Origin of the sequence: Bradyrhizobium sp. HKCCYLRH3097 (assembly GCF_051167875.1) — a bacterium.
In the GTDB taxonomy this organism is placed as follows: Bacteria; Pseudomonadota; Alphaproteobacteria; order Rhizobiales; family Xanthobacteraceae; genus Bradyrhizobium.
Map to the genome: position 1 here is coordinate 349115 of NZ_JBNPTX010000001.1, position 12595 is coordinate 361709.

A 12595-nucleotide genomic window follows, 5' to 3' on the forward strand; every position below is an offset into this window, starting at 1 on the left:
GACAAGTCGTGGGGGCGATTGATGCTGCGTTCGAAGGCCCGTGTCATCGCTCTCTGCGCGATGACCGGCATTGCGCTTGTGGCAGGGGGCGCCGGGCCGGCGCAGGCGCAATCGAGCGTCTGGGACTCCACGATCTCCAACACCAGCTGGTATGTGCCGACGGCGCAGCTGCTCGCGTACATGTCGCCGAAGACGGGCTTCTCCAATCCGGTCCCGATCGGTGACCAGACGTTGTGGACCTTGGGCACCGCGACCAACGGCGCCTTCACCGGCACCAGCGTCGCGCAGCTCAGGATCGGGCTGGCGCTGCTGACGGACACCTCGACCATCCAGGGCTTCGTCACCACCAGCGGCCAGATCACCATGCTGTTCACGCCGACCGGCGGCGGCACCGTGACGGTCGGACTCGGCTATATGCGCAACGTCAACGGCGTGACCAGCATGGAAATGCAGATGATCACCGGCGACAGCCTGCTGGTGACGCATTGGGCCTACATGCTGCCCTATGATCCCGCGACCTTCACGCCGCCGCCGTCAGCACCGGTGCCGGCCAACTCCGTGCCGCAATGGGCGTGGACCGCCGGCACGCCTTGGCGGATCGTCAGTCCGACGTTGTTCGGCACGCAGGCGCCGGGCCGTTTCGTCATCACCAACTATCAGAACGGCTATTTCTGGGGTGCGGGCGTCGCACCGCCCGGCAGCGCCGCGGCGGGCTTCACGCTGCTCGGCTCGGTGACTCCCGAGGGCAGCCTGCTGTTCAACACCCTCTCGCGCGGCACCCTGACCAGCCTCTATGGCACGGCGAGCGGCAACGCCGCGGGCGCGCAGATGCTGGTGTCGACCTACGACCTTACCGGGAATTTGACTGGAGGACTGGCGACGATGTCGCTGATCCGGCCTTATGCGGATACGCTTCGGTCTGCAGGCGGCCGCGTCGGCTTGGAAGCGGCTGACGTACTGTACCGGCTGTCGATGACGTCGGCCGGCTGGACCGGATCGATGGTCTCGGGCTTTGCCGCGCTTGATAATCTCAGCGGTCCATCTCTCAGCGCCGCCGTGAAGCAGACGTTGCCGGTGTTGACCGGGGCGGCCTCGCAGGCGACCCATGTCAGCCAGCAGGCGTTCCGGCAGACGATGACCAACAGGCTCGACGATGTCGGCAGCATCGGCTGGGCCGCTGGTCGCAATGTCTGGATGCAGCCTCTCGGCAGCACCGCGCAGCAGACGGGACGCGATGGCGTTCCCGGCTATGACGCCTCCGGCGGCGGTCTGGCGTTCGGCGCCGACGTCGCAGTCTCGTCCCGCGCCATCATTGGCGGCGTTCTCGGTTATTCTCATCACACGATCACCGGAAGCGACGCGGCCGTGCCGAACCGTCTCGGTCTCGCCTCCTATCAGCTCGGGCTCTATGGAGCCTACGCGATCACCCGTGATGTCCTCTTCGACTATCAGCTCGATGGCGGATCGACCGATAACGGCGAAAACCGGTCGCTGAGCTTCATGGGCGCATCCGCCGGCGGCAGCTATCGCTCCTACAGCGGCCATGCCGGCGCAGGCATCAAGACGCGCATTCCGCTGCAGGACGGATTCGCGCTCGTTCCAGCACTGCGCCTGGACTACGGCACGGTTCGCAGCAATTCCTACGGCGAGAACGGTGCCGGCGGCTTCAGCCTCAACGTCGATCCTCAGATCTATCAGGAGCTCGTGACGACGGCGCAGCTGAAAGCGGTCTACGCGCCCACCAGGCAGATTCGTCTGACCAGCGATATAGGCGTCGGCTACAACACGCTGAATCAGCCATTGCAGATCCGCGCGACGTTCTCGGGCGGCGGCGAGAGCTTCGTCACCCACGGCCTCGGCCTGTCGCCATGGATCTATTCGGCGGGCCTTGGTCTTGTGGCCGCCGGCAACGACCGGCTCGACCTCAGCATCCGCTATGGCATCAACGCGACATCGTCCGGTCTCGTCCAGCAGTCGGGCCACGCGGTGCTGAAGATCAGGCTGTGACGCGCCGAGCTCGTCGTTCTATTCGCGCCCGAAATAGGCCGGCAAGCGCTGGTCGAGCCGGAATTTGAGCATCGAACGCGCCATGTCGCGCAGCACATTGTTGTTCGCAGCCTCCGGCGGCGAAGCGGGGAATGCGGAGTTGTCGACGTCCCCGGCGTGAGACGGCGGTCCGACGCCGGACGTCAGCCGTGAGAGCAGCGATCTGGAGCTCGTGGCAGGCTCGCGCGTCTCGAACGTCGCGCCGTCATAGAGCTGGATATCGATCATGGTGAAGACGTGGCTGATCCGGCCGAATCCCTCGCCCCGGTTGATGACACCGACGCCGGTAACCTCGTCGTTTGTCGAGGGTTCGCTGTCGGTCCGGCGGGTGATCACGAGGTAGCGAGCGCACCCTGCCGTGCCGGCCACCTTCCTGACGATGGGCGTGAGCTTCCCGTTCTCGGCCTTGACCGGTGGCGACTGATAGAACGGATCGAATGCGCCCCTGGGGACGCTGATGCGGCGGATCCCGCTATCACCCGCGGCTGCCTTCACACGCGTGTAGACGATGTCGTCGAAACCCCAGGACACCGGCACTTCGGCGTACTCGTTGCCCAGGCGGGTCATGCCGTTCTTCTGCACCGTGAAGACATCGCCGAGCGCGGCGATCACCCCGACCTCGCACGGTCCGCCCTCGCGGAGGGCCGTCGTCGGCTTGGCTGCGTTGGGCTTGGCTGCCTTGGCAGCGGTGCCCGCGGTCTTTGGCGTTGTTTTGGCATTCAGCGGCGCCGGCGCCGATTGCGCCAGGGCATTGGTGCATGACCAGATCACGGCCATGAACAGCGGCGCCAGTCGGCGAGAGATTGTCACTGGGAGAGCTCGTCGCATAAGGGAGAGGATTGGGCCAATGAAGCTCGTTCGAACCGTGTGAACGCGGGCGACGGCATCATTCGATCTTCAGATAGCTCGGCAGGTCGCGATCGAGCTTCGCCGCGACCAGGGTGCGCAGCCGCTCGCGCAGGACGGTGCTGGAGGCCGCAGCCGCGAGAGGCTCGGGGAAGTCGGCATTGTTGAGCTTGTTGAGAGGATCCTCGGTGAGCCTCATGGTCTCGGCCAGCCTGGCGCCGGTATCCGCCGAGAACGAGCTGATCTTCTCGTAGGATTGGCCGTCGATGAGCGTGATGTTGACGTTCGCAAACAGATGCGAGTGCCTGAGGATCGATCCGACCCCCTGATTGTAGGCGCCGATGCCTCTGAGCCTCAGGGTGGTGTTGGGAATGGTCGTCTCGAACCTGGTGACGACGAGGTAGCGTGCGCAGTTGGCATTCGTGGTGACGTTGCGCACGATCGAGGCCAGGCTCTCCTTCGGATCGGGCAGGAAGCGCGACGTCGGATGGTAGTACGGCTCGAACGCGCCTTTCGGATAGCCGATCCTGTGCACGGCCGGGTCGCCGCCGGTGGCCGCGCGCACGCGCGCCATGGCGAGGTCGTCCAGTCCCCATCCCGGCAACGTGACTTCGTCCTCTTCGATTTCAAACACGGTGAGGCCGAACTTGCTGACGGCGAGCTGGTCGCCGAGTGCGGCAATGACGCCAAGACGGCACGGACCGCTTTCGATGGCGCCTGGTTTCGCCATCGCCTTTGTCTTTCCGGAGGGTTTCTTGGCCGCGGGGGCGGCCTTGGGCGCCGTTGCTGACGGAGCCTGGGCCCAAGCCCCGGTTGCGAAGGCAGCGGCGAGGACGACGAGCGCAAGGCGGCGGATCGGCAGGAGCGGCACGGACATGGGGACGGTTCGAGAATGCAAGGTCGTCGGGAACTCGAACTTAGTTCGCCTGCGAAGGCGCACGCAACGGTTTCCGGTCGCCACGCGCAAGATTTGCGCTTGCACGCTCTGCGATCAGGAGGCCGCCGCCTGACCGTCACGCTTCCAGCGATAATATTTCATGATCCGGCCGTGCAGCGGGTCAGCTTCCTCCTTTTCCAGCACGAAGCCCTCGCGCTCGTACCAGCGCCACGCCTTGTCGTTGCCCTTCGCGCAGCGCAGCCACACTTCGTCGGGGAGCAGCTCGCGGGTGAAGGCGAGCAGCCGGCGGCCGAGCGAGCGGCCCTGATGGGACGGGGCGATCATCAGCTGGTCGAGATAGAGCGTGGGGACGTTGATCGCGAGCATCGCCGCGAGGCCGCCGCGGTCGTCGGCGACATACAGGCTCCAACCGCCGGCGACTTCGCGCGGCACGCGCTCCCTGAGGACCGCGAGCAGCCTCTCGCTCTGCGTTTCCAGGCCCGTCGAACACCAGCTCTCCATCCAGAGCCTGGCGACGGCGTCGTATTCGTCCGGGCGGGCAGGGCGGATGATAGGATGGTGCATGTGGGTGACCTTAAGCGGGGTGACGGCCTCTGCATCCGCAGCCGTGACCCGGGACGCGCGAGGGTGCGCGACCAATAGGACAACAAAAAAGGGCGGCTCGAAAGCCGCCCTTTGTGTTTCACTCGAATGGTGCCCCGGCTTTACTCGCCGGCGGCTTCGCGCGCCTCGGCGGGCGCGTCCTTCTGCTTGGCCTCGAGATCCTCGCCGGTGGTCTGGTCGACCGCCTTCATCGACAGCCGGGTCTTGCCGCGGTCGTCGAAGCCGAGCAGCTTGACCTTGACCTTGTCGCCTTCCTTGACGACGTCGGTGGTCTTCTGCACGCGCTTGTCGGCGAGCTGCGAGATGTGCACGAGGCCGTCGCGGGTACCGAAGAAGTTCACGAAGGCGCCGAACTCCATCACCTTGACGACGGTGCCGTCATAGATCTGGCCGACCTCCGGATCGGAGGCGATCGACTTGATCCACTTGATGGCGGCCTTCATCGCCTCGCCGTCGTTGGAGGCGACCTTCACGGTGCCGTCGTCCTCGATGTTGACCTTGGCGCCGGTCTTCTCGACGATCTCGCGGATCACCTTGCCGCCGGTGCCGATCACTTCGCGGATCTTGTCGGTCGGGATCTTGAAGGTCTCGATGCGCGGCGCGTATTCGCCGAGCTCGGCGCGCGCGGCGGTCAGCGCCTTGGACATCTCACCCAGGATGTGGATGCGGCCTTCGCGGGCCTGGCCCAGCGCAACCCGCATGATCTCCTCGGTGATGCCCTCGATCTTGATGTCCATCTGCAGCGAGGTGATGCCGCTCTCGGTGCCCGCAACCTTGAAGTCCATGTCGCCGAGATGGTCCTCGTCGCCGAGAATGTCGGACAGCACGGCGAAGCGGCTGCCTTCCAGGATCAGACCCATCGCGATGCCCGCAGTCGGCCGCTTCAGCGGCACGCCTGCATCCATCAGCGCCAGCGAGGAGCCGCAGACGGTGGCCATCGACGACGAACCGTTGGACTCGGTCACCTCCGACACCACGCGCGTGGTGTAGGGGAACTCGTGATGCGGCGGCAGCACCGGGTGGATGGCGCGCCAGGCGAGCTTGCCGTGGCCGATCTCACGGCGCTTGGTGCCGCCGAGACGGCCGGTCTCACCGACGGAGTAGGGCGGGAAGTTGTAGTGCAGCAGGAACGTCTCTTTGTACGTCCCCGACAGCGCGTCGATGTACTGCTCGTCCTCGCCGGTGCCGAGCGTGGTTACGACCAGCGCCTGGGTTTCGCCGCGGGTGAACAGCGCCGAACCGTGGGCGCGGGGCAGCACGCCGACCTCGCAGACGATGTTGCGCACCGTCTTGGCGTCACGGCCGTCGATGCGCTTGCCGGTGTCCAGGATGTTCCAGCGGACGATCTTGGCCTCGAGCTCCTTGAACACGGCGGCGATCCGGAGCTTGTCGTATTTCGGCTCCTGCCCCTCGGGGAAGAAGTAGGCCATCACCTTTTCCTTGACGGCGCCGACGGCAGCATAGCGCTGCTGCTTGATCGGAATCGCGTAGGCGTTGCGCAGGTCCTGCTCGGCGATCCCGAGCATCTCCTTCTCGATCGCGCCGTTGTCGATGATCGCGACGTCGCGCGGCTCCTTGGCGGCCTTCTCGGCGAGCTCGATGATCGCGTTGATCACCGGCTGGAAGTGACGGTGACCGAACATCACCGCACCGAGCATGATGTCCTCGTTGAGCTCCTTGGCCTCCGATTCCACCATCAGCACGGCGTCCGAGGTGCCGGCGACGACCAGGTCGAGCTGGGTGTCGGCCATCTCGTCGAGGGTCGGATTGAGGATGTATTCGTCATTGGCGAAGCCGACGCGGGCCGCGCCGATCGGACCCTTGAACGGAACGCCCGACAAGGTCAGGGCGGCCGACGCGCCGACGAGCGCCACGATGTCCGGATCGTTCTCCATGTCGTGCGACAGCACGGTCACGATCACCTGGGTCTCGTTGCGCCAGGCATCGACGAACAGCGGGCGGATCGGGCGGTCGATCAGGCGGGAGACCAGCGTCTCCTTCTCGGTCGGACGGCCCTCGCGCTTGAAATAGCCGCCGGGAATGCGGCCCGCGGCGTAGGTCTTTTCCTGATAGTCGACGGTCAGGGGCAGGAAGTCGACGCCCTCGCGCGGCGCCTTGGCGGCGACGACGGTCGCGAGCACGACGGTCTCGCCATAGGTGGCGACGACGGCGCCGTCAGCCTGGCGGGCGATCTTGCCGGTTTCCAGCCTGAGCGGACGCCCACCCCAGTCGATCTCGACGGAATGCTTGGTAAACATGGGTATCTTCTTTCATGAGATGATCGAAGGCGGACTCCCCGGAAACAAAAAAACCATGCGCAAGATTGCAGGGCGCTGGAAAACGATCAGCGCCCTGCGATCCTGCCATGGTTTTCTTATTTCGGATGGCGTCCATCCTTCTCGTAAATAACGGGCACCTTGCCCGTTACGCCCAGCGGCCGGATTGCTGCTGAGGCGTACTGCATGGTCCGGGCAGGATCAGGCGAAGAGCGTATCTGCCTCTTTCCAGACCCAGCCGGACCGCACGATCCCGGACTCGCGAACGCCGCGATCGAAGCGGCGTCCTCGGCATCATGCCATCAACGCGCGCAATACCGCGCGCGCCCATTCCAACGCGAAGCTCAACGACGGATGTTGTGCTTCTCGAGCAGCGCCTTGTAGCGCGCCTCGTCGTTCTTCTTCAGATAGTCCAGCAGCGAACGGCGGGTCGACACCAGCTTCAGGAGGCCGCGGCGGGAGTGGTTGTCCTTGCCGTGGGTCTTGAAATGGCTGGTCAGGTTGTTGATGCGTTCCGACAGGATCGCAACCTGCACCTCGGGAGAACCGGTATCACCGGCCTTGGTGGCGTTCGCCTTGATGATTTCCGCCTTGCGCTCTGCGGTCACCGACATCGTCAGTCTCTTTCGTTGCGACCGGAGCTGGCAGTCAGTCCGGTCAGGTTGAACACGCGCTTGGGGATGAGTTCGCCATTGCCAATTTCGGCAAGCGCCAGAAGGCGGCCTGCGACCGTGACATAGACTGTGCCGCTACTATTGGGCGCATCCCGTCCGCGCAACAAAACGGCCTGGCCCCTGTGGAGCCTTGCCGCATCAGCCCGAGTGACGGCCAGTGCCGGGATGTCGTCCAGCGCGGTCTCAACGGGCAGGAGTGCGTCGGCGAGGCTTCCCTCACCGGACGCGGCTCTATTGCACAAAGCCTCCAACTGTTCCAGCGGAATCATGTCGTTCTCGGTAAACGGGCCCACCAGGGTCCGTCGGAGCGCGCTGATATGGCCGTAACAGCCGAGGAGGCGGCCCATGTCGCGGGCCAGCGCCCGGACATAGGTTCCCTTGCCGCATTCCGCCTCGAATACCGAATGGTCGGGGTCGGGCTGGTCGACGAGGGTCAGTTCATGGATCTCGACCGGGCGCGGCTGGAGCTCGACGACCTCGCCGTCGCGGGCGAGATCATAGGCGCGCTCGCCCTGGATCTTGATCGCGGAATAGCGCGGCGGCGTCTGCTCGATCCGGCCGGTAAATTGCGGCAGCAGCGCCCGGATCGCCGCGGCATCCGGCCGGCCGTCGCTGGTCTCGACGACCCGTCCTTCGGTGTCGTCGGTATCGCGCTCCTCGCCCCAGGTCACGGTGAAGCGGTAGCGCTTGCGGCCGTCCATCACGAAGGGAACCGTCTTGGTGGCTTCGCCCAGCGCGATCGGCAGGCCGCCGGAGGCGAGCGGATCGAGCGTGCCGGCATGGCCGGCGCGCTTGGCCTGGAACAGGCGCTTCACCACCGCCACGGCCTGGGTCGAGGTCATGCCGATCGGCTTGTCGAGCACGACCCAGCCATGGACGTCGCGACGATCGCGGCGCGGCTGGTTGCCCTGACCGTTCCCTTGGCGCGGCTTGTTGCGCGGATCGTTGTTGTCGCGCGGCGGGCGTCCGTCGGCAGAATGGATCGTCTTGGCCGCGGTCGGTTCGGCGCTCGGCGCGTCGACAGTGCCGGTTTCGGGGGGAATGGTCATCAGCTCTCTTCCGAATCCGAATTGAGGTCTCTCTGCACCGCGGGTGTTCGCAGTAATTTCTCGATCCGTTCCGCTTCGTCGAATCGCTCGTCGACGCGGAAGCGGATGTCAGGTGCAAATTTCAGGTTAACGCGCCGCGCGATGTCGCCGCGCAGGAACTTCTTGTTGCGCTCCAGCGCCGTGAGCACCACGTCCGTATCCTGTCCGCCGAGCGGCATGATGTAGATCGTGGCGAGCTTCAGATCGGGCGACATGCGGACTTCGGGCACCGTAATGATGTGTCCCTCCAGGTCCGGGTCGTGCACGTCACCGTGGCTGAGAATGTCGGCGACAGCGTGACGCACGGTCTCGGCCACGCGCAACTGACGCTGCGAGCCGCCGGAAGCGGCGCTTCCCCTCTGGTGATGGCGAGGCATTTTTCAAAAATCCAATGGATCGTCGCCCGGCGTGAGCACGGGCGAGAGGATCATTCTGATTGAGTTCAACGACGCTTCGTTAAGTTCAAGAGGCGCAGCGATTCCGCATGTTCACGGAATCGCTGCTCGCTCGAATTGCAGCGCTCTGTAGGATTCGGACTTACAGCGAGCGCTGGATGGTCTCCACGCGATAACACTCGATGACGTCGCCGACACGCATGTCGCCGTAGCTCTCGAAGGCCATGCCGCATTCCTGGCCGGCCTGCACTTCCTTCACTTCGTCCTTGAAGCGCTTCAGGGTCGACAGCTTGCCCTCGTGAACGACTACGTTGTCGCGGATCAGGCGGACATTGGCGCCGCGTTCGACAGTGCCGTCGGTGACGCGGCAGCCGGCGACCTTGCCGACCTTGGAGATGTTGAACACCTCCAGGATCTGCGCATTGCCGAGCATGGTTTCCCGAAGCGTGGGGGCCAGGAGACCGCTCATCGCCTTCTTCACGTCATCCACGAGGTCGTAGATGATGTTGTAGTAGCGGATCTCGATGCCGTTGCGCTTGGCGAGTGCGGCCGCTTCCTTGTTGGCTCGCACCGAGAAGCCGATGATCGCGGCGTTGAAGCCTTCGGCCAGCGTGACGTCGGACTCGCTGATGCCGCCGACGCCGGCATGCAGGATGCGGGCGGCGACCTCCTCGGTGCCGAGCTTCTCCAGCGAGCCGAGAATGGCTTCCAGCGAGCCCTGCACGTCGGCCTTGATGATCAGCGGGAATTCCTTGCGGCCCACAGTCTTCAATTGCGACATCATCTGTTCGAGCGAACCGCGCATGCCGGAGATCGAGGCTGCCGCGTTCTCGCGCTTCTGATGCGCGCGGTAGCTGGTGACCTGGCGGGCACGGGCTTCGTTCTCGACGACGGCGAGACGATCGCCAGCTTCCGGCGGACCGTTGAAGCCGAGCACCTCGACCGGCACCGACGGGCCTGCCTCCTGCAGCGTCTCGCCCTGGTCCGAGATCAGCGCGCGGACGCGGCCCATCTCGGCGCCGGCGACGATGATATCGCCGACCCGCAAGGTGCCGCGCTGAACCAGCACGGTGGCGACCGGACCGCGGCCGCGATCGAGCTTGGCTTCGATCACGGTGCCTTCGGCCGGGCGATCCGAATTGGTCTTGAGGTCGAGGATGTCCGCCTGCAACGCGATCATCTCGAGCAGACGATCGAGATTGGTCTTGTTCTTGGCGGACACCTCGACGTCGACGACCTCGCCGCCCAGCGATTCGACCTGAACCTCGTGCTGGAGCAGCTCGGTGCGGACGCGCTCGGGACGGGCGTCGGGCTTGTCGATCTTGTTGATCGCCACGATCATCGGCACCTTCGCCGCCTTGGCGTGGTTGATCGCCTCGATCGTCTGCGGCATGACGCCGTCATCGGCCGCGACCACCAGCACGACGATGTCGGTGACCTTGGCTCCGCGGGCGCGCATCGCGGTGAACGCGGCGTGGCCGGGCGTGTCGATGAAGGTGATCTTCTTGCCGGAATCCGGCGCGGTCACCTGATAGGCGCCGATGTGCTGGGTGATGCCGCCGGCTTCACCCGAGACCACATTGGCGTGGCGCAGCGCGTCGAGCAGCGAGGTCTTGCCGTGGTCGACGTGGCCCATGACGGTGACGACCGGCGAGCGCGGCTCGGTGTCGGTCGAATCGTCGACGACGTCGAACAGGCCCTCCTCCACGTCCGAGGCGGCGACGCGCTTGACGGTGTGGCCGAGTTCTTCCGCGATGAGCTGCGCGGTGTCGGCATCGATCACGTCGGTGATCTTGTGCATCGCGCCCTGGCGCATCAGCAGACGGATCACGTCGACCGCGCGCTCCGACATGCGGTTCGCCAGCTCCTGGATGGTGATGGCTTCCGGAATCGTCACCTCGCGGACGAGCTTCTCCTTCTGCTCGTTGGCGGCATGGCCCTTCAGGCGCTGCGTGCGGCGGCGGAACGACGCGATCGAGCGCTCGCGCACATCGTCGGCCGTGAGCGCCGTGACCACCGTCAGGCGGCCGCGCTGCTTCTGCGGGCCCGGCTTGTGCGTGGTCTTCGGCGGCGGCGCGGGACGTGCGGCTCCGCCGGGACCCCTGCGGATCTGGCGCGGACCCTCATCCTCGTCCGGACCGGCGGCAACCGCCGCCGGCGCGCGGCCGAGCGGACCGCCGGCGGCAGGACGGGCGCCGGCCGGGCGTGCGCCCGCCGGCTGAGCGCCACCGGGCCGCGAGCTCGGACCACCAATCTGCTGGGGCCGGCTGCCCGGTGCGCCGACGGGCCTGCCGGGGGCGGGCGTCGAGCGGGCCGGTGCGGCTGCGGCGGGCTGGGGCGCGGATGTCGCCGGACGGGGCGCCTCGCCTTCACCGAACCGCTTCTTGGCTTCGAGCTCGGCCTTGCGCTTGGCTTCCTCTTCGTGACGGTGCCGCTCTTCCTCGGCCTTGCGGCGCGCCTCGGCAGCCTCGCGCTCGGCGCGTTCGGCGGCTTCGCGCTCGGCGCGGCGGCGGGCTTCCTCTTCGGCCTGGCGGCGTTCCTCGATGTCGCGCACGCGGGCATCGGCCAGCGCGCTGGCGCGCGCCGAGCGCTCGTCCTCGGTCAGGGTGCGGAGCACGACGCCGGACCCGCCGCGCTGCGACGAGCCGGATGGGCGCGGTCCGGATGAGCGCGGCGATGGCGGGGGCGGCGGCGCCTTGGCGACGGTCGGCTCCGGCGCATGCGGCGCATCGGGCCCCCCATCGCCGACGCGGCGCTTGCCGCGCTTCTCGACCACCACCTGCTTGCTCCGGCCATGTGGGAAGCTCTGGCGTACCGTGCCGGTCTCGACGCGCGGCTTCAGCGTCAAGGTCTTGCTCGGGACACTCAGTTTCTTGTCGCCCGGAGTGTTGTTGTCGGCCATTCAGTCGTCCTAATCTCGTTACCAGCGTGCGGGCTACCGCACCGTCTCATTCGTGCAATCGTCGCGATGTCTTCGTAGCTATGGCTTCAAAGTGCTATGTCTTCGAAGTCGAAGCAGATTTCGTGGCCGCGGTTCCGGCAATCTTGTCAGCGTCGGCCGACCGGTATCGGACCAGTGTCTGGCTGCGCGACAGGAATGTCCTGCTCGCCGGGCCTGCGAGCACGGCAGCATGTATCACATTTGAGCGCCCAAGTGCCAAATCCAATTCTGCCGAAGTGAGACAGCAGATGATCGGAATCGTCGGGGCTTGGTCCTGACCCCCGTCGTTCGGCCGCACCAGCGCGTCGAGCTTGCGGATCCCGTCGGCTGCGCCGTCCGCGGCATGGACGAGGGCTGCCAATGTCGACCGTGATGGCCGCTGCGACAGCGCCGCTTCCACCTTGGAGAAACCGGAGACGACCTGACCGGCCTTGGCGGCAATCCCCAGCGCTTCGATCGCGCTGCGGGCCAGCAAGGCTTCCAGGTCTTCGACAAGGGTTGGCGGGACGCGGACGTTGGTCTTGAAGCCCCGGCTGAAATGGTGACGCCGCACCGCCTCCGCAACCGCCTGGCGCGAGGCGGTGATCCACAGGCCCCGTCCGGGCAGCTTGCGCTTGATGTCGGGCACGACCTCGCCCGACGGGCCGACGACGAAGCGGATCAGCTCGCCGATCGGCCGCACTTCGCGGCTGACCGCGCACATGCGCATGGTCGCGGACTTCTCGGTCCGCGGTCCATTGTCGAGCTCGGGGTCGGCCAAAGCGAGCATGCGGTGATGCGGCTCCTCATCTCAAGCGAGCTGGGTCAGGGTGGGGGTCATCGTGGTGT

At 66.1% G+C, this 12595-nt stretch carries 11 protein-coding genes; 2 read left to right on the forward strand and 9 right to left on the reverse strand.

The genetic code is table 11. The features are described 5' to 3' along the window. Nucleotides 1-21 precede the first annotated feature (21 nt). Nucleotides 22-2007 carry an autotransporter outer membrane beta-barrel domain-containing protein gene (locus ACQR0U_RS01635; RefSeq protein WP_434842494.1) on the forward strand — a complete coding sequence of 662 codons (1986 nt, stop codon included), beginning with the start codon at nt 22-24 and terminating at the stop codon, nt 2005-2007. Between the two features lie 18 nt (nt 2008-2025). On the opposite strand, the gene ACQR0U_RS01640 is transcribed toward ACQR0U_RS01635, so the two are convergent. The 4 genes from ACQR0U_RS01640 to pnp all read right to left on the reverse strand — a co-directional run bounded on the left by ACQR0U_RS01640 (nt 2026) and on the right by pnp (nt 6651). Beyond that, nucleotides 2026-2823 carry a hypothetical protein gene (locus ACQR0U_RS01640; RefSeq protein ID WP_434862567.1) on the reverse strand — a complete coding sequence of 266 codons (798 nt, stop codon included), beginning with the start codon at nt 2821-2823 and terminating at the stop codon, nt 2026-2028. Between the two features lie 109 nt (nt 2824-2932). Next, nucleotides 2933-3769 (reverse strand): hypothetical protein, encoded by an 837-nt coding sequence (locus ACQR0U_RS01645; RefSeq protein ID WP_316173529.1) that lies wholly within the window; start codon nt 3767-3769, stop codon nt 2933-2935. A gap of 114 nt (nt 3770-3883) precedes the next feature. Beyond that, entirely contained in the window at nt 3884-4354 is a 471-nt protein-coding gene (locus ACQR0U_RS01650) for a GNAT family N-acetyltransferase (protein WP_316173531.1), read from the reverse strand. 140 nt (nt 4355-4494) lie between these two features. Next, nucleotides 4495-6651 carry a polyribonucleotide nucleotidyltransferase gene (pnp, locus tag ACQR0U_RS01655; protein ID WP_315716921.1) on the reverse strand — a complete coding sequence of 719 codons (2157 nt, stop codon included), beginning with the start codon at nt 6649-6651 and terminating at the stop codon, nt 4495-4497. Between pnp and ACQR0U_RS01660 the strand changes: the two genes are divergently transcribed. Next, nucleotides 6650-6802, forward strand: coding sequence for a hypothetical protein (locus ACQR0U_RS01660; RefSeq protein ID WP_315751778.1), 153 nt, complete (start codon nt 6650-6652; stop codon nt 6800-6802). The genes pnp and ACQR0U_RS01660 overlap by 2 nt on opposite strands. Nucleotides 6803-7013: 211 nt before the next feature. Here the strand turns inward: ACQR0U_RS01660 and rpsO are convergent, their stop codons facing one another. From rpsO to ACQR0U_RS01685, 5 genes are all read right to left on the reverse strand, one after another. Continuing rightward, nucleotides 7014-7283 (reverse strand): 30S ribosomal protein S15, encoded by a 270-nt coding sequence (gene rpsO, locus ACQR0U_RS01665; protein ID WP_009025947.1) that lies wholly within the window; start codon nt 7281-7283, stop codon nt 7014-7016. Nucleotides 7284-7285: 2 nt separating this feature from the next. Then, nucleotides 7286-8392 (reverse strand): tRNA pseudouridine(55) synthase TruB, encoded by a 1107-nt coding sequence (gene truB, locus ACQR0U_RS01670; RefSeq protein ID WP_315751779.1) that lies wholly within the window; start codon nt 8390-8392, stop codon nt 7286-7288. Further along, nucleotides 8392-8808: a 30S ribosome-binding factor RbfA gene (gene rbfA / locus ACQR0U_RS01675; protein WP_315716923.1), complete on the reverse strand. Its 417-nt coding sequence runs from the start codon at nt 8806-8808 to the stop codon at nt 8392-8394. Before rbfA ends, truB begins: the two co-directional genes overlap by 1 nt. A gap of 160 nt (nt 8809-8968) precedes the next feature. Beyond that, nucleotides 8969-11728, reverse strand: a complete 2760-nt coding sequence (gene infB, locus ACQR0U_RS01680) for a translation initiation factor IF-2 (protein WP_315716924.1) — start codon at nt 11726-11728, stop codon at nt 8969-8971. A 94-nt stretch (nt 11729-11822) separates the two neighbouring features. Further along, the gene (locus ACQR0U_RS01685; RefSeq protein ID WP_316191499.1) at nt 11823-12536 is read right to left on the reverse strand and encodes an RNA-binding protein; all 714 of its coding nucleotides are present in this window, start codon (nt 12534-12536) and stop codon (nt 11823-11825) included. Nucleotides 12537-12595 lie beyond the last annotated feature (59 nt).

What these genes read in the sequence shown, in the direction of transcription:
- ACQR0U_RS01635 (WP_434842494.1), top strand. Translation starts at nt 22, where the DNA reads ATGCTGCGTTCGAAGGCCCGTGTCATCGCTCTCTGCGCGATGACCGGC.
- ACQR0U_RS01640 (WP_434862567.1), bottom strand. Translation starts at nt 2,823, where the DNA reads ATGGCCGTGATCTGGTCATGCACCAATGCCCTGGCGCAATCGGCGCCG.
- ACQR0U_RS01645 (WP_316173529.1), bottom strand. Translation starts at nt 3,769, where the DNA reads ATGTCCGTGCCGCTCCTGCCGATCCGCCGCCTTGCGCTCGTCGTCCTC.
- ACQR0U_RS01650 (WP_316173531.1), bottom strand. Translation starts at nt 4,354, where the DNA reads ATGCACCATCCTATCATCCGCCCTGCCCGCCCGGACGAATACGACGCC.
- ACQR0U_RS01660 (WP_315751778.1), top strand. Translation starts at nt 6,650, where the DNA reads ATGGGTATCTTCTTTCATGAGATGATCGAAGGCGGACTCCCCGGAAAC.
- pnp (WP_315716921.1), bottom strand. Translation starts at nt 6,651, where the DNA reads ATGTTTACCAAGCATTCCGTCGAGATCGACTGGGGTGGGCGTCCGCTC.
- rpsO (WP_009025947.1), bottom strand. Translation starts at nt 7,283, where the DNA reads ATGTCGGTGACCGCAGAGCGCAAGGCGGAAATCATCAAGGCGAACGCC.
- truB (WP_315751779.1), bottom strand. Translation starts at nt 8,392, where the DNA reads ATGACCATTCCCCCCGAAACCGGCACTGTCGACGCGCCGAGCGCCGAA.
- rbfA (WP_315716923.1), bottom strand. Translation starts at nt 8,808, where the DNA reads ATGCCTCGCCATCACCAGAGGGGAAGCGCCGCTTCCGGCGGCTCGCAG.
- infB (WP_315716924.1), bottom strand. Translation starts at nt 11,728, where the DNA reads ATGGCCGACAACAACACTCCGGGCGACAAGAAACTGAGTGTCCCGAGC.
- ACQR0U_RS01685 (WP_316191499.1), bottom strand. Translation starts at nt 12,536, where the DNA reads ATGCTCGCTTTGGCCGACCCCGAGCTCGACAATGGACCGCGGACCGAG.